18 protein-coding genes and 1 pseudogene are annotated in these 23519 nt (G+C 35.3%); 15 read left to right on the top strand and 4 right to left on the bottom strand.

Features of this window, described 5'->3' with window-relative positions:
• Positions 1 to 3: 3 nt before the first annotated feature.
• Positions 4 to 3036 carry a SusC/RagA family TonB-linked outer membrane protein gene (locus tag ACNO7W_RS07695; protein WP_417937660.1) on the bottom strand — a complete coding sequence of 1011 codons (3033 nt, stop codon included), beginning with the start codon at positions 3034 to 3036 and terminating at the stop codon, positions 4 to 6.
• Positions 3037 to 3489: 453 nt separating this feature from the next.
• Here ACNO7W_RS07695 and ACNO7W_RS07690 point away from each other — a divergent pair, with 453 nt between their 5' ends.
• From ACNO7W_RS07690 to ACNO7W_RS07660, 7 genes are all read left to right on the top strand, one after another.
• Positions 3490 to 3903, top strand: a complete 414-nt coding sequence (locus tag ACNO7W_RS07690; protein ID WP_417937659.1) for a hypothetical protein — start codon at positions 3490 to 3492, stop codon at positions 3901 to 3903.
• 265 nt (positions 3904 to 4168) lie between these two features.
• A complete protein-coding gene (locus tag ACNO7W_RS07685; RefSeq protein WP_417937658.1) occupies positions 4169 to 5248 on the top strand; it encodes a hypothetical protein in 1080 nt (359 codons plus the stop codon).
• A gap of 145 nt (positions 5249 to 5393) precedes the next feature.
• A complete protein-coding gene (locus ACNO7W_RS07680) occupies positions 5394 to 6641 on the top strand; it encodes a Shedu anti-phage system protein SduA domain-containing protein (protein ID WP_417937657.1) in 1248 nt (415 codons plus the stop codon).
• A 76-nt stretch (positions 6642 to 6717) separates the two neighbouring features.
• Positions 6718 to 7767: a hypothetical protein gene (locus ACNO7W_RS07675; RefSeq protein ID WP_417937656.1), complete on the top strand. Its 1050-nt coding sequence runs from the start codon at positions 6718 to 6720 to the stop codon at positions 7765 to 7767.
• An 18-nt stretch (positions 7768 to 7785) separates the two neighbouring features.
• Entirely contained in the window at positions 7786 to 8244 is a 459-nt protein-coding gene (locus ACNO7W_RS07670; protein WP_417937655.1) for an NUDIX domain-containing protein, read from the top strand.
• Positions 8245 to 8865: 621 nt separating this feature from the next.
• Complete coding sequence (locus ACNO7W_RS07665; protein WP_417937654.1) at positions 8866 to 9138, top strand: thioredoxin family protein; 273 nt, start codon at positions 8866 to 8868, stop codon at positions 9136 to 9138.
• Between the two features lie 77 nt (positions 9139 to 9215).
• Entirely contained in the window at positions 9216 to 9584 is a 369-nt protein-coding gene (locus tag ACNO7W_RS07660) for a metal-sensitive transcriptional regulator (RefSeq protein WP_417937653.1), read from the top strand.
• Between the two features lie 486 nt (positions 9585 to 10070).
• Here ACNO7W_RS07660 and ACNO7W_RS07655 read toward each other — a convergent pair whose 3' ends face one another.
• Both ACNO7W_RS07655 and ACNO7W_RS07650 read right to left on the bottom strand, forming a co-directional pair.
• Positions 10071 to 11111 carry a nucleotidyl transferase AbiEii/AbiGii toxin family protein gene (locus ACNO7W_RS07655; protein ID WP_417937652.1) on the bottom strand — a complete coding sequence of 347 codons (1041 nt, stop codon included), beginning with the start codon at positions 11109 to 11111 and terminating at the stop codon, positions 10071 to 10073.
• 28 nt (positions 11112 to 11139) lie between these two features.
• Complete coding sequence (locus tag ACNO7W_RS07650; protein ID WP_417937651.1) at positions 11140 to 11865, bottom strand: DUF6577 family protein; 726 nt, start codon at positions 11863 to 11865, stop codon at positions 11140 to 11142.
• A gap of 582 nt (positions 11866 to 12447) precedes the next feature.
• Here ACNO7W_RS07650 and ACNO7W_RS07645 point away from each other — a divergent pair.
• Positions 12448 to 13293, top strand: coding sequence for an RteC domain-containing protein (locus ACNO7W_RS07645; RefSeq protein WP_417937650.1), 846 nt, complete (start codon positions 12448 to 12450; stop codon positions 13291 to 13293).
• A 76-nt stretch (positions 13294 to 13369) separates the two neighbouring features.
• Here the strand turns inward: ACNO7W_RS07645 and ACNO7W_RS07640 are convergent, their stop codons facing one another.
• A complete protein-coding gene (locus ACNO7W_RS07640) occupies positions 13370 to 13660 on the bottom strand; it encodes a hypothetical protein (protein WP_417937649.1) in 291 nt (96 codons plus the stop codon).
• Between the two features lie 424 nt (positions 13661 to 14084).
• On the opposite strand from ACNO7W_RS07640, the gene ACNO7W_RS07635 reads away from it, so the two are divergent.
• From ACNO7W_RS07635 to ACNO7W_RS07605, 7 genes and pseudogenes are all read left to right on the top strand, one after another.
• Complete coding sequence (locus tag ACNO7W_RS07635; RefSeq protein ID WP_417937648.1) at positions 14085 to 15818, top strand: AraC family transcriptional regulator; 1734 nt, start codon at positions 14085 to 14087, stop codon at positions 15816 to 15818.
• A 325-nt stretch (positions 15819 to 16143) separates the two neighbouring features.
• The gene (locus tag ACNO7W_RS07630) at positions 16144 to 16431 is read left to right on the top strand and encodes a helix-turn-helix domain-containing protein (RefSeq protein ID WP_417937647.1); all 288 of its coding nucleotides are present in this window, start codon (positions 16144 to 16146) and stop codon (positions 16429 to 16431) included.
• Between the two features lie 156 nt (positions 16432 to 16587).
• Entirely contained in the window at positions 16588 to 17394 is an 807-nt protein-coding gene (locus ACNO7W_RS07625) for a transcriptional regulator (RefSeq protein WP_417937646.1), read from the top strand.
• A gap of 152 nt (positions 17395 to 17546) precedes the next feature.
• Positions 17547 to 18173 (top strand): ATPase, encoded by a 627-nt coding sequence (locus ACNO7W_RS07620; RefSeq protein ID WP_417937645.1) that lies wholly within the window; start codon positions 17547 to 17549, stop codon positions 18171 to 18173.
• Positions 18174 to 18531: 358 nt separating this feature from the next.
• Complete coding sequence (locus ACNO7W_RS07615; protein WP_417937644.1) at positions 18532 to 19668, top strand: PDDEXK nuclease domain-containing protein; 1137 nt, start codon at positions 18532 to 18534, stop codon at positions 19666 to 19668.
• 204 nt (positions 19669 to 19872) lie between these two features.
• Positions 19873 to 19977 (top strand): annotated as a pseudogene (locus ACNO7W_RS07610) (ATPase); the annotation flags it as partial.
• 436 nt (positions 19978 to 20413) lie between these two features.
• Positions 20414 to 23515, top strand: coding sequence for an Eco57I restriction-modification methylase domain-containing protein (locus ACNO7W_RS07605; protein WP_417937643.1), 3102 nt, complete (start codon positions 20414 to 20416; stop codon positions 23513 to 23515).
• The last annotated feature ends 4 nt before the right edge of the window (positions 23516 to 23519 follow it).

The following is a 23519-nucleotide window of genomic DNA, read 5'->3' as shown; positions in this document are numbered from 1 at the left end:
AAGTTAAAAGGTGATTTGTAGCCCGCCACTAAGGACACGCAATGGTGGCAGATAGCCTGCTGATTTGAATTCTGGATCGGCACCTGCATACTGGGTAAAAGTCAACAGGTTCTGTCCCTCGACAAATACTTTGCAACGCATATCCTTTACTAATTGGAGAGGAAGATCATAGGAAAGTGAAATGTTTTTCAACCGTATATACGACGCATCACTGATTGCCGCATCACTGCTCGCATATCGGCTTGCCGCATTAGCCGCCTCACCATTCGCTCCCGTAGTATACATTTGGTGCGAGGCTATGTCCCCCGGCTGTTTCCAACTGTCAAGAACTGTTGTAGGCTGTTGCGACAGCATTCCTGCAGGGGCAAAAAAGGCGGTAGCGTTGTAATTCTCCTGCTTCACAAACTGAAATAAAAAATCCAATTGCAGTTTTTTATAGCGGAAACTATTTTGAAAGCCACCAAAAAATTGGGGGTTAAAATCCTTTACCATAGTTCGGTCGCCGTTAAAGGTAATTTTTCCATCGCCATCCCTATCCGCAAAGGTATAGAGCCCTGTTGCGGGATCGACTCCAGTAAATTGATACACCTTTTTGATATTTAAGGGTGCTCCAATAGAATAAATGTTTTTGTAGGTCGAGGATTCAAGGTCTGGAAATGCAACCAGCTTGTTGCGTGAAACGGTTACGTTCAGGTTGCTTGTCCAATTGAAATCTTGGGTCTGTACAGTAACAGTTCTCAAAGTCCCTTCAAATCCTTTATTCTCCACCGTAGCCGCCAGATTGGATTGTATCGAGGAGAATCCCGTTGTTCCCGGCAGTGGCATTCCTGCCAATTGGTTCGAGGAGCGATTCTTGTAATAACCAGCCGTAATAAAGATGCGGTCGTTTAAGAACCCTGCTTCCACCGCAGCCTCAAGCTTTCGGTTGGTTTCCCATCCAAAGGCGGGGTTAAAGAGTCTTGTAGGCTCCAGCCCTATGATACCGCCATAGTTGCTACCCGTAGAACCATAGGTGTCTAGGTATTGGTAATCACCAATCTGGTCACTTCCTGTCACGCCATAACTTGCCCTGATCTTGCCAAAGCTTAGTATTTTGCTGTCCTTCAACAAATCTTCATGCGAAAAAAGCCACGCTCCGCCTACAGCACCAAAGCTGGCAAACTGCTTGCCTGGTCCAAATCGGCTGGAGCCGTCACGTCTTCCCGTCAGGTTCACTATATACTTGCTGTTCCAGTTGAGGTTTATCCTTCCAAAAAGGGCCGCATAGCGGTACTCCTGCTCTTGGCTCAGCAAGATGCTTTTTACCGAGGCTGAGGCAAGGTTATAGATAAGGCTATTGCTTGAAAAGCCTTGTCCAAGGTCATCCCTCATTCTTCCTTCTTGGGATTGAAAGCTGCTTCCTGCCAATACATCCAAGCCCATTTTCCCAAACTGTTCCTTGTAATTAAGTTGCGGTTCAATAATCCATGATTTGCGGGATAGGGTTCCAACTTTCAAGACTGAATAGGCAGCTCCTACGCCATAGGCAGGATCATACTGTGTGGAGGGTAATGCTGCAGTTTCATTGTTATCTGTGGAGGTATAACCAAAATTCGACTTAATTTCAAAATTTTTAAGGATCTGGTACGATAATACCGAATTGGCAATCAGATCATAGGTTTTTGCCTCATATTCGCCTTCAAGGCTGCTTAACGGATTTACCCAAGTGCTATTTTCCCAGTTCAGGCTCCCGTCTGCTTTGTAGAGTGCAGGTACGTTGGGTGCTAGTGCCAAAGCCGCGGTCATCAGATCACCACGGGGTTGAAGGTTATGCTGTATGGTATAGCCTACCGTAAAGATCGAACGGAAGCGTTTGTTTTCAGACTCATGGTTTACATTCAGGTTAAAATTTGCTTTCTTGTAATTGAAATCACCGGGAAACACCGTCGTCTGTTTATTGAAGCTTCCGCTTGCAAGATACTGTGTGCCTTGTGAACCTCCCGAAACGGAAGAAGATAGCGTGGTGATTTCACTCGTGTTTCCCAGCAGTGTTTCCTGCCAGTCTGTATAGCGATTCTTGTCCCAAGTGCCGTTCACATCGTAGGCACGGTTAGGTAAAGGACTGATACCATCATTCGCAAAGGCTTGTTCACGCATCGCAAGATACTGCGGGGTATTCAGCAAATCCATAAATCGGGTTACGCTCCCCACACCTTTTGAAACATTGGCGGTAAATTGCGTCCCTCCCCTCTTGCCTTTCTTGGTGGTAATCAACACAACACCGTTGGCGCCACGAGAACCATATATGGCTGTAGCATCAGCATCCTTCAATACTTCTATGCTCTCAATCTGTTCGGGATTGATGCTGTTCAATGGGCTTGGTTGTCCGGGCAGTACTGGAGATGCCTGCCCGCTTCCTATCGGATCGGTAGAATAAGGCACTCCGTCAATAATATAAAGCGGGTTGTTGCCATTACTTCGTACGCTGTTCAGTCCTCGTATCTGAATATCAAATCCCCCTCCGGGTACTCCGGTAGTTTGCGTAATACTCACGCCAGCCATCCTGCCCTGCATCGCAGCAAGCACATTCGTTACAGGTTGTTTTTCAATATCCTTTGATGTGATTTTGGAAATACTGCCAGTGCGTTCGCTTTCTTTTACGCTATAATAACCCGCATTAATTCGTACTTCCTGCAGTTGGGTAGCATCTTCTTGTAGTTGTATGTTTATTGTTTTTCGCCCGTTTATGGGTTCTGTAACGGTTTTAAATCCCATGAAACTAAAGACTAAAGTATCATCAGGCGATGCTGCGAGGGTATATTGCCCGGTAAAGTCAGAGATAGTTCCAGTTGTAGCCTTTCCTTTTATGGAAATTGTTACGCCGGGTAAAGGGCTTGCGCCATCAGTAATGGCACCGCTTATTTGGGTTTGTTGGGGTAAGGACTGCATTTGCCTCAGTAGCTTATTAGCTAAAGCAGGGGTGTAACTTAGAGAGAACCCAAAAATAATCAGGTACCAAAAAGCTGAACCACCATTGTAAAATGAAAATTTATTCATAATATTGGGTTAGTTAAATGAAACGTTAGTTTTGTTAGCTACGGTCCTCTATACTAGTTTGGTGACGAATTAGAGGGCCATTTTTTATATTTTTTAATAACCTGCACTGAAGTTGACTAACTCAAAATAAAGAATATGACAGTACAGGTATCAAGTAGGCATTTTTTTTATTTCATAGGCATACGAAAGGTTAAGCGGTTAAACATTAACTGTTGCTGCGATACAATGAAAATGAAGAAGCGGTGCTAAGAATATAAGCGGAGTAATGTGCCTATTAGTATAAAAAAATGGCATGGAACTCAGCTTATTGCACTAGAGGTATTGGCCATACCTTACCACAAATAAGTGAGCCCACGCCATGGGACGTGAGCATCTTACTTATCATCTCGTGGTAATTTGAAAAGGCCAATTTTCTAGTACGAGATTCAAAGCGAATGCTTCAAATATTTTTATATGAAGAATCGCAAATTTAATAAAATGAGTACTACTTTGTTAGTACTAGAGCCAAATATATTAAAAAATATCGGTACTCCAAAGCGTACCGATATTTTATTTAAGTTATTGTTAATTGCATTTGTGAAAAAAGATTTAGAAGAACATATAAAAGTGAAGATTGCTACAAGTCTACACAGGCTTTTGCAAAGCAATGGTAAAGATGCTGGAGCTCAAAGCTATAATGATATCGCTATAGCTGCCGATATCCGTAAAGCTACCGTTTCCGATACTTTTAACGCAAAATCTTCTCCAAATTCTTCAACGTTAATTTTGATTTTAGAAGCTATGGGTTATTCACTTAGTGATTTTGCACATATATATGATACTATAAAAGATTCTGAAGTTCTTGCATTCAAAAGAGGTTTAGCATAATTGTTAATTTTAAAATATGTAGGAAAAAGATGCTGGAGTATCTTTTTTTTTGCACTAACCCATAATCCCTAATTAAAACTATTTTGCAAGTTTGGCACAATTCAATACAAAGTTACAATTTGGCACAAAGCGAACTTACTCTGGGGGGATTGTGGCATTTTATGGCTGGTATTTGCAAGTCAGCCGCAAGCGAAACGTAGCAAAACTAAAAAATGCTGTGGAATATTATTTTCACCAACAATTAAGACTGAAAATTAAATAAATATTGATTAAAACTAACGAAATAAGAAAAATTATTTTCAATCTCTTTTCTCAAAATTTAGAATGGGTAAAAGAAAATCCATCTATTTCTTTCAGACCAGATTTCATGAATGGATACATTTGTCCATTATGTTTTGAGGTTTTCTTTGAAAAAGATTTAGATATTACTTTAGAAAATCACTTAACATTAGAAGATATTCCTCCTAAAACTTTGGGAGGACATCCACAAGCGTTAACTTGTAAAAAGTGTAACAATGAAAGTGGCAAAGAATTAGACATACATCTTTTGAATCGTCTTTTAGACATAGATTCCAAGGCATTTTTACCAAACTCAAAAACTGCAGCTACATACGAAATAAATGGTTTTAAGATGAATGGTGTTTTTGAATTTGATAAAAATGGTAAAGCAATCCTAAATTTTCAACCAAAACATTCAAATCCAAAAGATGCAGATAGTTTTATGGCTGATTTATTTCCACCTAAAACTATTTATAATCCTTTATTTCTTCTTAATAGAGAATTAGTCGATGAATCAAGATCACCTTCTTTTAACATACAACCAAAACAACGCTTAAAAGCTGACGAAAGAAGATCTGAAATAGCTCTTTTGAGAATCGCTTATTTAATAGCATTTTCTACTTTAGGAAATGGCTTTTTAATAAATGCCGGTTTGTATAAAGTCCGTGAACAAATTTTAAATCCTGATAAAAGTATATTACCAAAACCATTTTGGATAAATTATGATTTTCCCAAAGAAATGGAAGGGATTAACATTATAACATTACCAAAAGAATTGAGAAGTTTTTTAATAGTATTTTCTTTGAAAACTAATAGTAAATCAAGAAGATTCGCTATTGTTTTACCTGGTCCTTCCGATCCAGGAATTAAAGTTTATGATTATATAGAAAAGTATATTTGTACAGGTCATGGTTCTGAATCTGTTAATTTTACAACGGAACATCTACCTAAATTTGATTATTTGAATAAAGATGAATATACATTTGGCGGACATCAATTTTGGGATAAATATACAGCTGATGATTATAAACCAAATTTAAAACCTGATAAGGAAATTAAAATATAAAAATAAAAGCCAGCAGCTAACAAGGCGGTTTTGATATAGTGGGGTTTTAGTGTATTACCGTAATCAAGAACGTTCACGTAAAACAGAAAATACTCGTTTCATGATCCCCAAACACCGCAAAGGGTGAGAACGTTATAGCGAATTTATGAAGAAACAAACTGCAAAAATTGAACCTCTGGAAGATAATAAGCTCATCTTAGAATTGATGAATGCTATCAGTGACAAATATTGGCAACCTTTAAATAATTATATTGAGAAAAATCCAGAATTAGCCAAAACTTTCACAGCATTTTTATTGCAACAGGAACAAATTGTTCTTTATATTGGAAAAACACATTTGGCAATTGAATATTTTGGAAATGAAACTTTAAAAGGTTTGCCCAAAAATCGTAACGTGAAAGTTACTCACTATGATTACACTGAAGCCGAAACAAATTTATTCGAAGACATCGTAGGTTTTAAGTTTCAAAGCACATTAGGAAATATAACTATGCCATTATTACCATATATTGACGACTGGGTTTTGCCTACTAATCGAGGAATGGACAAACTACTAGAACTTGGCTGGAATTGGAATGCACAAGATGCGATTTTGAGTATTAATTCTCCGAGTTATAAACCTACGATCGGTCAATTTTCTAGAATAATAAACGGTCGTTTTTTCGATGCTGATGATAATGGATTAAAAACTAGACATATTAAATGGCTTGATTTTTTACCTCTTAAAATAGAGACTGAAGCAGAAGATTATCAAATCGTAAATGTTACCCTTACTGAACTTTCTAGTTTGATTGAGCATGATGCACATTATATTTACCCACTGCCACCTAAGGATGATTATAAATTCTATAAACTACCTCAATTAAATAGATTTCTAGAGTTAATTAGCAATAAAAATACAACTGAGCCCCAACTAACAAATTTTCTAGAAGATTCAAGAAATCAATTTATTTTGACGATGGGATTTTTTGCAAAAGAGATACATCCTCAAGTTATCTGTGAGTGGCAATCAGAAATTAGAAATGCCATTATACCAGATTTTCTTATCGTGAAACCTAATGGATTCGCAGACATATTAGAATTCAAATTACCCAACTTAAAATCAAAATCAGTTGTTGGTAAAACTAATCGAGAAAGTTTCTCAGCCGAAATTAATTCTTATATAGCACAGTCAAGAGTCTATAAAGAATATTTCGAAGATCCAAATAATAGAAAATGGACATTAGAAAATCATAAAATAAATGTTAGACATCCAAAGCGGATTTTGGTAGCTGGTAGAAGATGGGATTTTCCTAGTGATGTCTGGAAAGAAATTATTGATGATTACAAAGATGTTGAAATTATAACTTTTGATGATTTAGTTGACGGAGTTGTATCACAGTTCTATATGTAAACTGGATATAACAGGCCTTCCTATGTAAAGCACCATAAAGTTATCACTCATTTAATATCCCGAAAATATGACTGGCATGACAATAGAAGAAGGAATAAGTCAAGTTTTTGGTGGCGGTGGACACGTTGTGATTTTAGGCGCAGGTGCAAGTATTGCTTCAACTCGCAGAAATGAAGAAGCCAATGGAAAACAATTACCATCGATGGATAATTTTTCACAAGTTTTAGGACTAGAAGATATTATAGAAAAAATTCCTCAAGAATTACGAGCAAAAAATTTTGAAAAACTTTATGGAAATCTTCATACAGATAATCCGAGTTCTGAATTAATTCAGGAAATTGAAAGTCGAATATCTCAATATTTTGGCGATATGAAATTACCTGACGAACCTACTATATATGATTATTTAGTTTTATCTCTACGCAGCAAAGATTTGATTGCAACTTTTAATTGGGATCCGTTTCTATATGAAGCTTGGAATAGAAATTCAAAATTCACAAAAGATTTACCTCTAATAATTTTTCTACACGGAAACGTTGCGATTGGTTACAATAAAGAAGACCAAAGAACTGGTCCTGCAGGAATGTATATGAGAAAAGATGGGGGATATTTTGAACCTACAAAACTTCTATATCCTGTCGAACAGAAAAATTATAATGATGATGAATTTATAAGTATCGGATGGGATATTTTAAAAACACGCTTAAATAAAGAAAGTGGAACTGTTAGGGCTACGATTTTTGGTTATGGAGCGCCAGTTTCTGATGTTGAAGCAGTATCACTATTAAATACAGCATGGGGAACACCGGAAGAAAGAGAAATGGAACAATTTGAGATAATTGACATTTCACCTGAAAATGAACTTAGACAGCGATGGAATGGATTTATACATTCTCATCATTATGATATTACAGATAATTACTTTGGTTCATCTTTAGCATATAATCCAAGAAGAACAAGCGAAAGTTATTTTAGTCATTATCAACCTTTAAGTCCAAATGAAGCATTTAGAGCATCTAATCCTGTTCCACAAGATTTTAAAACACTCGAAGATTTATGGGAATGGCATAAACCATTAATTAAAGCAGAATTGAGAAATGAAGATGAAAATACAAAAAATGTTTGATAACGGAAGATTTAAAAAATGAAATTAAAGAAAAGTGCTGGTATACTTTTATATAAAAGAGTCAATAAGCAATTGTTCGTTCTGCTTGTGCATCCAGGTGGTCCATTCTGGAAAAACAAGGATGCAGGACATTGGTCAATACCAAAGGGAGAATTTAGTGATGAAGAAAATGCGTTTGACGCTGCCATACGTGAATTTGAGGAAGAAACAGGAACTCGATTAGATGGAGATTTTATCGAGCTTGTTCCTGTAAAATTAAAATCTGGCAAAGTAGTTTATGCTTGGGCATTGGAAAAGGATATTGATGCAGATGCTGTAGAAAGCAATACTTTTGAAATCGAATGGCCACCAAAGTCTGGAACATTAAAAAGTTTTCCGGAAATTGACAAAGCAGCATGGTTTACTGTTGAAGAAGCATTAGAGAAAATCAATGTGGCGATGGGTGATTTTATTTTGCAGTTGGTGGGGAAGGTATGAAACCTAAACAAAAAAACATATTATGAATCATACCCTAATAAATTGTAATTGAAAACTGTAATCCCTATGATTACAATTTATTGCTCTTTTAAAAGTTCCTCAATAAAGTATGATGTTGGCTGGAAGGATAAGGGAAGAAATAAATAATTTCGGTTAGAGATAAAATAAAAGATGCTGAGAGGTCTCTTTTTTTGCATAAGATTATTATCTTTAAGGTAATGAGAAAGACCATGAAGAATAGTAGAAATGGTTTTGTAGACTTGGAGTATAGAACTCAGCCAGAGTTGAGTGTATAGAACAAAAATAAACAGATATACTCAGTTTTTAATCTAAAAACTGAGTATATAAATAAGATGGAAAAAATCGCCCTACGGGACGATTTTTTCCATCGAGCCCCCGCTACGCGGGGGCTCGTTATGCCTCATTGTAGAAAGCCGACTCGCATTCAGGCACATTTGGTTTTCCAGACACTCATAGCCGACACCAAAACCAAAAGAGCCTGAATTTTGCCAACGCCTCAAAAAAGACTGAAAAAATAATTTGAAAAAAATTTGGAGACCCCCCCATGCCCAGATAGATCTTTGTAGCGTAATTAATTTTAATCATTAAAAACGTAATACAATGAAAAGACAAATTGAAGTATTTACAGCCGGTTGTCCGGTATGTGAACCTGTAGTAAAACTCGTAAAGGAAATGGCTTGTAGTTCTTGTGAAGTAACCATTTATAACCTTGCAGAGCAATGCGACACAAAGGAGTGCATTGACAAGATGAAGAAATATAATATTACTTCATTGCCTGCCGTAGCTGTAAATGGAGAATTATTGTCCTGCTGCAAAGGCAATGAGGTAAGTAAAGAAGCGTTAGCTGCTGCTGGTATTGGACAGACAATTTAACAAAAGCCGCTACATTTGTTTAACAATACATTCCATATTCTCAAATAAGAGTCTGGAATGTATTTAATTGAATTATTATGCTACCAAAAGATTTGACACAAGACATTAAAACACGTTTGTCGACCATAAAAGGTCAGACAGAAGGACTTATTAAAATGTTAGACAATGAAGAGGATTTAGAAAAGATCATCATACAATTTAAATCCGTTAATAATGGTCTTGACAAAGCATATAATCTTATGCTCGATGAAGTTTATAGAAAAGCGCTTGCTATCAAAATTGTTGAAGCGGCTGATGCCTGTCCAGGAAATTGCGGTAATGAAGAAAAAATAGACTTTATTAAATCCCAATTTCCTAAATTTAAACTTGATGAAATTGTAAATAAATTTAAAGAGATAGCGAAAATTGCAGAAACAGTGAAACAACATAATGAAAAAAATACTTAAAAAAAAATAGGAGACCACCCCATGCTATTCGAGGTCTCCCGACCTCGAACAATTACCAGTTATCCCAAACCTAATGGCGTAATTACATTCCGTAACTGTCAATGAAAAACGTAAACCTCACAAAATTTAAGAGTAATTTTTTCATAAAATACCAGAGCACGGATCTTTAATCCATAGGATAAATATCTTTTATCACTCAAATTTAAGTATTCAATTCCAGAATCACACACTATACTGTTTGCTGCTGCTATTATAAAATTATAGGTTTGAGGTCTTAATCAAATCTATAATCACAATGCGGTGGTATGAAATTCTAATTGTAATACCAGTTATAATTGCCGGGGCCTACATCCGGGGCAAAATCTACGAACATAAAAAGAACTGGTTTAAAAACGATAGTTGGTCAACTAGACGAAAGAAATGAAAGATGTTGAGAGGTCTTTCTCTATCGTCTACCTGTACGGAATACTTATCAATTTGGGTGGATTAACTCATACTTTTATACCAATAGTAGAAAGCTTCCGGATTGTTCTTCTTTAATTTATTTAATTTGTTGTATTGTGGGTCTTCTATTAGCCAATCTTTTATTTCGAGTGGATTATTAAATCGTTTTGCTTTTTCAAGCTTTTCGGATTGTAACAATCTTGTTAGGTAAGCGACTTTTGCAGCAGCTATAATTGCTTCGTCTATTGAAAATTTTGAAATGGTGAAATTGGTAAAATTCCGTATACCGAGTTGTAAATGATTGAATTCTTCGGATTTTGTATCACGTTCTGCTAATATATAACAAGCCAGTTGCGTGTCTTCTAACACTTGTTCCGGGCTTATTTGCAATTTTCTGAAACCAATTTCTTCCGCTACTACCTTGTTGAAACTGGCTTTTACAATTTTTAAGTTTTGCATGTTATCAAATAAAAATGCAATATCATACAATTGTTTTATAATTTCTACTGGTCGATTTTTGCTGTATAGTATTCCTGTTGTTTTGGGTGCAAATGCCGTTAATTTGTCTCCCAAAATGGCATCGAATGTTGGCATTATTATAAACGTGTCTTTACCTGACGTTGCTAGCCATTGGTGTTTTATTGGAAGTTCCATAACTTCTGGGTAGGGATTAGGTGTATAGAGTATATCGAGAAGAATTGGTTCTATATTTCCGTCAACATTACTTTTGTAATACATTTTGAAATGCCCTATTGGAGCATCTGGTGTATGCTTTCTATCATTATCGTCTTCCCAATGTGTGAATATATGCAGTTGGCTTATTTTATCGAGAATGGCTATTATTTCTTCTTCTGAATGTTCGGTTATGATGTCAATATCTATGGAAAATCTTTTGGGTACTTCAGTTGCTAATAATAAAGCCGTTCCGCCTTTGAAAATAAAATTTAAGTTGTGTAAACGGAGTTGTTCCAAAAAGGTTAATGCGTAGATTACCTTCTCGATTAGTTTTGGGTCTATGCGTCTGCCCAGCTTGTTACGTAAGCTAGTAATCCATTCTATTGTATAGGTTTCTCCGTGTATCATTATTTGTATATTATTGGCAAAAAAATAATTATTTTGCCAAACTTATATTTATTATTTTTTCTAATTCTATCTCCCGATTTCTTCTCACAGCGTATCGTTTCATTTTTAGTTTGTTTATCGGGTATTTGCCGAATGCTGTTTTAAGGATGAACTCAATTTCCCCTTGTTGTGCCGCGAAAAGTTGCTCGTCAATCAACATATCGACTAATAATTTTTCTAAAGTAGGGATGCTAATTTTATCAATTTTTTCAAGCGGAGCTTCTGAAATCAAATTTTTGACTATTATTACTTCATCTACTGAACTTATGTATCGGTCAAAGATTTCACTATCCGGATTAAGGAAAACGTTTTTAAAATTATCATTGAGGTTATTGAAAATCTGTTCGGTTGCTTCTTTTTCTACTTCAATGACGGTGTACTGTTTAAAAGGTTGGTGACGCATTAAATCATTAAGCCAAGATGTGCTCCAGATGCAGCAATTTACAAACGGATATTCTTTGTGTATTTTAGTATATATTTTTTTTAGTAACGGATTGATTGTTGGTTTAAACTTTTCACTTCTTCCTAACTCGTAGACACCTCTTGAAGAATTGTTAATTATACCTTCTTTTTTTAGTTTTGACAGGTACATATTTATAGTGTTTCCAGACCAATTCGGAAAATCTTTTTTGATAGCCAAAATGAGTTCTTGTTTTGAAAGCTTTATGTTACTTTCAAAATAATATTTGATTTTATTTTCGAATGTTTTATTCAAGTTTAATCCTTTTGTTATGTGAAAGTAATCAAATTTTATGAATCATATAACTTTGGCAAAAAAATATTTTTTTTGCCAAAGTTATATGATTAGTTATTTTTATTAAATTATCTCAACATACTACTGAATTACAGAATTTTAACTACATAGTATTTTTTTTATTTTGGGATTATTGAGTGATATGAATTATTTTTTATTACATGATAAAATATCATTTGAGACACTTCTCTCTTTGTTTAAAATTCCCCAACTTAGATTTTAATAATTCCATATCCTCACTCACTTTTTTATCTAAAACTTTAGTATAATATTGAGTAGTTCTTATGTTTTTATGCCCCAACATTTTACTTACGGTTTCAATAAGAACCCAATTGGTAAGTTACAGAGGTTGTAATGATTATGATCAGCGGCTGTCTGGTCTTTTCATATTCAATATTCTAAAACTACTATGCAATTCAGGAATTTCACTATTCAATTCGGGAATCGAACACCACACCATTTGCAACCCAAGCAACCATCAAATAGATTTGCCTACCGGTTCAATTACTGAATCAGTCAAATTGTAAATCTAAAACAGCCCTAATGAAATTGTTTGCTGAATCGTTGATGTCCGAATTAGAACATCAATTAAAATTGATCCATCTGGAAACAGAAAATCCGGTGCATTCGGCAGAGCAGGCAATAAGGAGCAGCGTTGCTGTCTTAGAGAGACTAAAAACCTTTTTCATAAAATATAAAAGGCTAAACAAAACAGAGGAAATAGAATTCTTCCGGGACATCAAGCCAAAGTTTGCTAGCAAATTGATTTACTATAACGAAATCTATACTATTGAAACCAACAAGCCATTGGGTTCTCAAAAAACAATAGGCAAATATTATAAAGCAGAACTCAATAAATTAAAAGTCTTTTTCGAGAAGAACCAGGAGTTTTACCGCTACTATCGCACCGCTAACAACTACCTTGATAATAAATATTTTATACGGGCAAAATATGATCTTAAACTAATGGTGGACAGTTTTTATTTCCAGTTAGACCATCGCTTCGCAACCTCCCATGACCATAAAGTGGCTCGCATACTAGCCAACGATGAGATAAAAGTTTTTCTGGAAGAACAAATCGAAAAATTAGGCAGAAAGACAATAAAAACACAATCACCTTCCCAATTCCTCAAAGGGCCGAAATGGACAGGATCAAAAGTAGAACTCATTGAATTGATTTATGCACTCCATACAGAAGGTGTTTTTAATAATGGAGTCTCAGGACTCAAAGAAATCACAACATTTTTCGAATCAGCTTTTAATATTGATTTAGGACAGTTCAACAGAGTTTTTCTCGAAATCCGAAACAGAAAATCCGAGAGGACAAAATTTCTAAATACACTCAAAAACAAACTCATAATACGTATGGAAGAAGCAGATGAAAATTAAAAAAGGCTGCTCAAAAAATGAGCAGCCTTTTAACATTCAGTATAAACTGCCTATCTTAAAACTGAAGTCCAGTCCTCTACTCGGTAACCAAACGGGTTATAAGCTTTTTCCAGTCTGGGTCAATAATCTTATCTGCTTCTGTAGTCGAATAAGTCGTAATACTATCCGGCGCATGATGAGCCTCAAATAACTTATTATGGATACGCTCGCCTGAGGCGTAGGGATCCACACTATTGGCGGACACCGCATCCACTTTTCTGGAATTATAATAAGGATTCTCATTCTTCGCATCTACCTTGCCTAAAGTATCATCTGATACAAAAGCAGAATCGGTAGTACAGGAATCAAGTGTAAACAAAAAGGACAAGCAAATTAAAGTGCTAAGACCTGGATAGAATTTTTTCATTTTGGTTAATGTTTTAAATGTTACTGATTACTTTTTTTCATCAGTTCATTTCTCCCGGGGTAATATGAACAGTGTTGGTGTTGGTTTTACTCATAACAAAACCGTTTGAATTCAGGGCAAAACTAATGGGACGTTTCCTCCCCGGCAAGCCAACAACTGCTCAATTCGGGAATCTACTATACGCAATTCCCGAATTGAACACAGAACATTTTTAGATAAACAACAACCATCCAGTAACTTACACTCAGAAAGACAGAAAGGCCATTTGTTGGGGTAATTCCTGTATCTTTTCAATTATTTTAGCTACATTTATTTGCAAAGAATAGAGCCTTAAACACATTAATGGTGTACTTTCTAATTAGCAAGCCCCCAATCTCTTAGAAATATGACGAAAAAATACTTACTTATACTATGGGTATGCCTGTATTATAATGCCTATGCACAACAAAATAATTTTGTCATTCCGGACAGTCTTTCAGCCAAAGACTATGAATATTTTAGCAACAACATACGATATGAGGAAAAAGATAGTATCAAAGAGAGGCTGTATGCACAATCATGGTTAGCTAAAGCAAAACGCGAGAAAAACTTCGGTCAAATGGCGCAGTCCTATAAAGCCTTAATTTATACGAGCGATAAAAAGCTACAACTTATATATGCCGATAGTATGCTGACAGCAGCGAAACGGACAGCCGACATGGAATTAATCGGATCGGGCTACATGACAAAAGGGATTGTACAATTCGATCGTAAAGAGCACATGAATGCCCTCGACAGCTACCTGATAGCAGACGAATACATTTCAAAGACAAACAACCACTACCTAATATATAAAGTAAAATATGTTATTGCTCAGATCAAATATTACCTTGGATTTTACGATGAGGCAACAGCATTATTTCAAGAATGTGTCAGCTATTTCAAGGAAAAAAATGACCGTGCCTATCTAAATTCACTTCACTCTTTAGGGCTTTGTTACAACCGTATAGGTAAATATAAGCTGTGCAGCCAGATCAATCAGACGGGGCTGACCGCGGGTCTGCGCTTTAAAAATTTAGAAATGGAGCCCTACTTCATCCATTCCGAAGGGGTAAACCAGTATTTCAAACACAATTATACTGACGCAATAAAGAAATTGACAAAGGCACTGCCTGCTGTGAAAGATAATAAAGACTTTACAAACGAAACGACGGCCTATTTTTACATCGGTAAAAGCTACTGGGCTCAAAAGTTGCAGGAAAAGGCATTACCCTACTTAAAAAAGATAGATGAAGCTTTCCAAAAACAAAAGTATATACGTCCTGATTTACGGGAAGCCTATGAAATATTAATTGATTATTATCAGCAACGAAACGACAAAGAATTAGAGTTATATTATGTCACTGCCCTTTTAGAAGTAGACCAGGTGCTGCTTAAGGATTACAAATACCTTTCAGGGAAAATACACAAAGAATACGATACAAAAAAATTACTTCAAACTCAAAGAAACATTGAACAATACTGGACAGTTGTAGTCTGCATTATAATTACCATAATGACAGTAATCATAGCGGTACTGGTGCACAGACACTATAAAAATAAAAGATTATTTGAACAGTTGATGAATCGCAAACCCGAAACGACCCAATCATTGGTTTCAAACAATACCAGTAAAGAAACCGAACTCGATATCAATCCCGAAGTGATTGCAGCAATTCTAAAAAATCTGGAAAAATTTGAACGCAATAAAAAATACCTCGAAAAAGACATGACTTTGGCAAAAATGGCTTCAATATTAAACACCAATATGAAATACGCTTCAAAAATTATTGCACGCTATCGTGACAAAGGAACCGTTGACTATATCAGCAATTTAAAGATTGACCATATTATAGAATTACTCAAAAACGAAAACAAATACCGCAATTACACCAACAAGGCATTGGGTGAAGAATCCGGCTTCGGTTCCACCCAAAACTTTACACGAGCCTTCAATAACCGAACCGGCCTCTCTCCCACCTATTTCATCAGTAAATTAAGAAGTCAACAACATCCTAGGTTTGTCCTTGCTCTACCCGCCCTTATAGTTGCCATACCGGAAAATCACGGTAAGGATTTTTGCCTTGGCCGCAGTGAGTGACCCCCGAGTCGAGTAATAGAGCAAAATCCAACTAAACTTCCACTTCTCCTCGCCCTTAAATAAAAAGCATAGAAAACAACGAAGAAGTAAAGTGGCAGCACTCCGCGAGTTGAGTCCGCAGGACGAACGGCTCGGGGTGCGGAACGGAACTTCGAGGTAGTTTTCAAGCTTTTCATTTGCAGGCTTGATTTTTTGTTTCTTTTGTATCAAGACAAAAGAAAAATACACCATTGTAAAAAAAAATCTTCACAACTTGTGAACCACTTGTGATATAAAAACAACCAATACCAACAATTTTGTACCATAACAATATAAAACGAAAGTTATGGCAATCGAAATCCTCACCAAAGCAGACCTCTATGAATTCCGTAAATCTCTTTTAGAAGATTTTAGAGAAATACTAAAAGAAAAAAACGAGCAGTCCAAAAAATGGCTAAAATCAACAGAAGTCAGGAAATTACTCAACATTTCTCCCGGAACACTTCAAAACCTCCGTATAAACGGAACACTTTCCTATACCAAAATTGGCGGCATTATTTATTATGCAAATCAAGACATCGATAAATTACTGGAAAAGAACAAAGTCAGTAATACACCTACTCTATTCAAATAATCATCATTATTGTCATCCCGAGCGCAGTCGAGGGACTCCTTCATTAATGTCAATCCCGACAAAGGAGTACACGAGGGCTTCGCCCGAATTGAAGAACTAATCTCGTCAACTTCGCACTCCTTGCGGTTAATCAAACTAAACACTGAACACTTTCTCATGAATTACATAAAACACCTAACCGGATTCTTTGACCGCATAGTCCAAGATCGGAACCTCAACCCTACTCATATCAGTTTATACATTGCATTATTTCAGTTTTGGAATGTAAACCGTTTTAAAAATCCAATAAGCATAACCCGAGATGAGGTAATGCGAATTAGTAAAATTTGTTCCAAAGCAACCTATCACAAGTGCATGAGAGAACTAAACGAAAAAGGATACCTCAAATATGAACCCTCATTCAATCCATATAAAGGCAGTATGGTAATCCTTTTCAATTTTTCAGAAGACTTAAAGCCAGTTCAAAAAAGAGTAAGCAACAGCGAAAAAATTTTACCAAATCTTGGACAGGTCGTGAACAAGCAAGAAACAAGTACTGGGACAGGTATTGAACAAGCGCTAGTACCTTCTATAAACTATATAAACAAAACAAACAATTTAAACATTTCAAACTTGGGTGAGCACTCTCAAAATTTTGAAAATGACAATTCAATTTTAGAAAAAGAAAAATTAGAAAAAGAAAAAAGTTCCGCGAAAAAAGAAAAAGAAAAAAATGTCCCAATTTTTGATGAAGTCAAAACCTATTTCCAACAACAAAACTTCCCGGAACTCGAAGCCCAAAAATTCTTCAATTATTTCTCCAGTAATGGTTGGTTAGTTGGTGGCAAAACCCCAATGGTCGATTGGACAGCTGCAGCACAAAACTGGATGCTAAACGCAAATAAATTCAACACCAATGAAAGACCAAACAGGGCAAAACACCTCAATACAATAACTAAAAAAGACTATTCAGAACCTCTTTAATTCCCCTCCTTTGGAGGGGTGCCTGAAAGGCGGGGTGGTAATTTCACTAACTTTAATATCACTTAATCCTTAATGAAATTGATGGTAGAGTCGTAATCCCCCCCAATTCACCTCAGCATCTTAGTCCCTCAGAACCTTAGCAACTTCAAAAAATGGAAACAGAAATAAAATCCCACTACAATTACGAAGAAGTAATAATCTGGCTCGAAAAAAAAGGAGTGGAACTATACGGAAATCATTTCAAAATCCTAGAAAGTGACCATCCAATTGTTTTCAAACTCATAGCCTATTTTCTCAAAGATGAAGCAACTTGTTTTCAATTCAACATCAACCCCAACAAAGGAGTAATGCTATCTGGACCTGTTGGCTGTGGAAAAACATCATTATTAAATTTAATGAAATACCTCACTCCTACCGAGCACAAATTTTTCGTGAAACCGTGCCGCGACATCAGTTTCGAATTCATACAGGACGGCTATGAAATCATCCACAAATATAGCAAGGGTAAGCTCTATCAATCCGAACCCAAAACCATCTGTTTCGATGATTTAGGAACAGAAAACAACCTTAAATATTTCGGAAACGAATGCAATGTAATGGCCGAAATACTATTAAGTCGTTACGAAATATTTACTGGCAAAAAAATCCAAACCCATATCACCACTAACCTATCCGCAACCGAAATCGAAAATCAGTATGGTAATCGTGTAAGAAGCAGATTGAGAGAATTATGCAATTTGATAGCGTATGATAGGCATTCAACAGACAAACGAAAATAAATGGCTTAATCCAGAACCAATGTCGTTCCCTTAACGGATAAATATAAATAACCCATGTTGTCAAGTCGAACGCAATGTCATTAAGGTTAAAGATTCGTCAGTTCGAGTTGTGTAGGAATTTGCGATAGAAAATTTCTACGAAGTATCGAGAACTCCTGTGTAACGAAGACTTCTCGATACAATGGCTTAACTTAATGACATTGAATCCTAAACACAAAAAAAACAAGAAGTAAGTCTATAATAAGCGGCTTCGTTTATGGCAAAAATGTAAAAGACAAACGCTAAGTTAAACATTAGGCAGTCGATAACTGCCCAATTCATAAACGAAAAAATTATTAGCCTATAAGACAACAATGTTATGATAAATTTTGATTCTTTAGCCGAATCCATTCAACACACACACGCCGTTTTACAACAAGAAGCGGTAAAAGCAGTTAATATTTCTATGACCGTTCGTAATTGGCTGGTTGGGTTTTATATTGTAGAATTTGAACAAAATGGCGAAGACAGGGCAACTTATGGTGATAAACTAATTTCAAAATTAGCCAAAACAATAAATCTAAAAGGGTTAGCCGCATCTGAATTAGCCAGATGTCGATTATTCTACACCACTTATCCTTTTTACGCAAGTATTATCCATCAAAAATATGCTCATTTAATTGCTGAAAACATTTTGCGGTTGCCAACCGCAAAATTGCAATTAAACGAGCTAAACATTTTGCGGATGCCATCCGCAGAATTACAAAATACTCAAAACAAACACAATAACTTTAATACTAAAGCCGTAACATCAATTTCATACAGTCATTATCTTGAACTCATCAAAATAAAAGACCCAACACGAAGACAGTTTTATGAATTGTTAATTTTAAAAACGCAACCCTCAGTTGCACAATTAAAAAAACAAATTCATTCACTTGCTTTTGAAAGAGTCGGTTTATCTCAAAGTACAGCTGCAGGATTCGAAGAATTGTTGCAAAAAATAGAACCTTCGAGCCCTATAGATTCTATAAAATCCCATTATATTTTTGATTTTCTAAAATTAGGCAGCTACAATTTAATTGAAGAAAACACACTCGAACAAGCATTGATAAACCATTTACAGGAATTTATTGTAGAACTCGGAAACGGCTTTTGCTTTGAGGCACGGCAAAAGAAAATCCTTATAGATGAGGAATACTATTTTGTAGATTTAGTTTTTTATCACCGAATTTTAAAATGTCATGTTTTAATAGAACTGAAAGCGGATCAATTTAAGCATGAACATTTATCACAGCTCAATACTTATGTTTCCTATTATAGAGAAGAAGTAAAACAGGCCGATGACAATCCACCAATAGGTATTTTGTTATGTACCCAAAAAGGAACAAAACTGGTGGAATATGCCCTTTCGGGAATGGACGAAAAACTGTTTGTATCTAAATATTTACTGCAACTGCCTAGCAAAGAAGTATTGCAAGCCTTTATTGAAAAGGAATTAAAACAGTTGGAATAACAACTTCAGGGTTATGAACCTTGGGATTTTATATTCCGGTTTCCAATAAAAAACCCTATTATTTCCAAACTCTTTAGGGGCGTAAAATTAGCCAAAAACACTGGTTTTGGCTTAGACAATATTGAATACAATTGAAACAAATACAACCATACCTTACTCAAATTTTATGTTCCCTTTAATTCCGTTATTGTTAATTTTGATTTAGCGAAAGAAATCGAAAATCAGTATGGTAATCGAGTACGAAGTCGATTGAAAGAATTATGTAATTTGATAGAATATGATAAACATTCAACAGACAAACGAAAATGAATTGCATAATCACGAACACCAAAAAGCAATAAACAAGGCGTGAGTAAACTATAAACCTTATAGCTTACGATAAAACCATAAAAGACAAACGCTAACGTTATTGCGAGCGCAGTGAAACAATCTGTTACGTCGCATTGGGCGCATTTCGATAAATCCTGTGTTGATTTACAATCAAAACTTCAACTTAGTACATTTGGCTCAGATTCCAGATAATGAAGAAGACTTAATTTATTTGTGTGATTTACAAAGCTATATTGATGCCTTTAAAATTTAATATTGTGGATTGTTCAACTCTCATATTTGATATGGGAGTTAAATATATTTATAATACATAATATAAAATTCAATCAATAAATCTGTTCAAAACTCCTTCAAATATACCCAGCGATATTCATAAAAAAATCCCTACTTTGGTAATCTAATAAAAGCGTTACCGATGTCATTATTTCAGCCTTCAGTTCTCAAAAAATATTTAAGCCAACAAGATAAAGATTCAGTCCTAAAAGCCTATAAAAAGTACAGCAAGTATTTCCACAATCCAAGCATTCAGGAGAACATCCGAAACAGTAAGGAAGAACAATTCCAGGAAGGATTTTTACGCGAACTTTTCGTTGATATATTGGGTTACACCGTAAATCCTACACCAAAGTTCAACCTAACCACCGAACTCAAAAATATAAAAGGTTCTAAAAAAGTCGATGGAGCCATCTTGAAAGACGGCAATGCACTCGCCGTTATCGAACTCAAAGGAACCAATACCAAAGACCTTGAAAGCATCCGCCAACAAGCCTTTGATTACAAAGCCAATCAAACAGGATGTATTTATGTGATTACATCCAACTTCGAGAAGTTGAGGTTCTATATCAATAATGCGGTGGACTATGAGGAATTCAACCTGTTTACATTGACCCAAAATGAATTCGAAATCTTCTATCTCTGTTTGGCTAAAGACAATATTCTTTCCAACAAACCTTTAACGATAAAAGAAGCTTCCATTGTTGAAGAAGAAAACATCACTAAAAAATTCTATGGGGATTATTCTTTATTCAAGCGGGAGTTATATCGTGATTTGGTAAAACAAAACAGGAATAATGTAATTTTGATGGAGTTAAGCGAGAAAACCTCAAAGCTGACACTCTTCAAAAAATCACAAAAACTAATTGACCGTTTTCTCTTTATACTATTTGCAGAAGATCGTGGATTATTGGCTCCAAACTCCATTTCAACCATTCTCAAAGAATGGAAAGCTTTGGAAGAGTTGGATATGGTGGTGCCATTGTATGACCGATACAAACAATACTTCGGGTATCTTGATACTGGTCGAAAAGGTTCTGACAAAAAAGAAGAAATCTTCGCCTATAATGGTGGATTGTTCCAACCCGATACCATATTAGATGCCGTTATCATTGATGATGATTTACTATACCGTCATACTAAAAAACTTTCCACCTACGATTTCGAAAGTCAAGTTGATGTGAACATTTTAGGGCACATTTTTGAACACTCACTAAACGAAATCGAAAGTGTCAATGCCGAAATCGAAGGAACCGATTTCGACAAGCAAAAAACAAAACGTAAGAAAGACGGTGTTTTCTACACACCAAAATACATTACCAAATATATTGTCGATAACACAATTAGTAAACTTTGTACCGAGAGAAAACAAGAATTAGGTATTGTTGATGAGGAGTATGCAAAAGGTAGAAAGAACCGCCAAGCAACAACCATCATCAAATTGGAGCAACAACTCAAAGACTATCGAGAATGGCTTTTACAATTAACTATTTGTGATCCTGCTTGTGGCTCTGGAGCTTTCTTGAATCAGGCTTTAGATTTCTTAATAAAAGAACACGCTTATATAGATGAACTGAACAAACAATTGTTTGGCGGTGGCTTTGCTTTCCCGGATATCGAAAACCAAATCTTGGAACACAATATCTATGGAGTAGATTTAAACGAAGAGAGTATAGAAATTGCGAAATTATCATTATGGCTTCGTACAGCTCAACCCAAACGTAAGCTAACGAGCTTAAACAACAACATCAAATGTGGTAATTCACTTATTGAGAGTAAAACCATAGCCGGAGATAAAGCATTTAATTGGCAAGAACAATTTCCGGAGGTATTTGCGAATGGTGGTTTTGATGTTATTATTGGAAATCCGCCTTATGTGCAATCTCATGCATTAGATGAAGGAACAAAAGAATATATCTATAAAAATTATTCAACTGCCGAATATCAAATCAATACTTACGCAGTCTTTACAGAGAAAATTATAAAAATTATAAAACCAAAAGGAATCTATTCTATTATTATTCCTAATTATTGGTTGTCTACAAAATACGATTCAAAATTAAGAGAGTTAGTATTTCTTTTAAATAATTGTTTGGAAATAGTGAATGTTTTTAGAGTATTTGAAGACGCTACTGTTGATACTCTGATTTTGACAGGAAAAAAAGGTAAAGCTGATGAGTTTCCCAAAAGGACTCATGTTTTTTCAATAAGCAAGTCATTAGATAATATCGAAAAAAGGTTAACAGCCTTAGATGGACGAATATGGGCTTTTGAAGAATTGATGGTATTTAAAGATATAAGTTCTGATATCAATCTTTCGTTTGATAAAAAATTAAATCTTAAAGGCAAAAAAACAATTGGAGACTTTGTTAACGGATATAAAGGGATGCAACCTTACGAAAAAGGAAAAGGGACTCCAACTCAAACAAGAGAAATGATGGATGAACGAATATATCACTCTGATATTAAAATTGATGAAACATACTTTCAGTTAATTGGATCAGGAAATGTTCAGCGTTATAATCTAAAAATTGAAAACTCATTTATTAAGTATGGCAAAAATTTAGCTGCACCGAGGAAATTTGAAATTTTTTCGATTCCAAGGATACTTGTAAATAGAATTTTTTCGAAAAAAACAATCGATGCAACATATGTAAAGGAAGTGATAATTAATAATACTGATGTATTCAACTTTACTCCCAAAGATGGGTATTTGAATTATTTAAAACCAATACTTGCTATACTTACAACAAATGTATGTTCAACTTACTTTAAAACAACAAATGTTAATCTAAATAGACAAGCCTTTCCAAAATTGAATGTGAATAACATTCTGGAATTCCCCTTACCTGATAGAATAAGTGACGAAGCCTTGAATTACCTTTCAGAAAGAGTCGATACGATTTTAGTATTTAAAAAAGATTTACAAGGAATTAATAAAAAGTTTATTGCCTATTTTTCAGGGCAATACAAACTTGATAAGTTATCAATAAAACTTAAAAACTGGCAGGAATTAGCCTTTGTAGATTTTATCAAAGAACTTAACAAAGCCATTAAAACAGTCGAAGGTAATCAACTTACCAAAAAAAACGAAATCGAATGGATGGATCTTTTTGAAGATTACAAAAAACAAGCCCAAACCCTCAAACAAGAAATTGATAAAACAGATAAGGAAATTGATAAAATGGTTTATGAGTTGTATGGTTTGAGTGAGGAGGAGATTAGTATTGTTGAAAATAGCTAGTTTA

It is taken from the genome of Flavobacterium sp. ZB4R12 (assembly GCF_048276375.1).
GTDB classification, from domain to species: Bacteria; Bacteroidota; Bacteroidia; order Flavobacteriales; family Flavobacteriaceae; genus Flavobacterium; species Flavobacterium gawalongense.
This window is presented reverse-complemented; position numbering and strand designations above follow the sequence as displayed.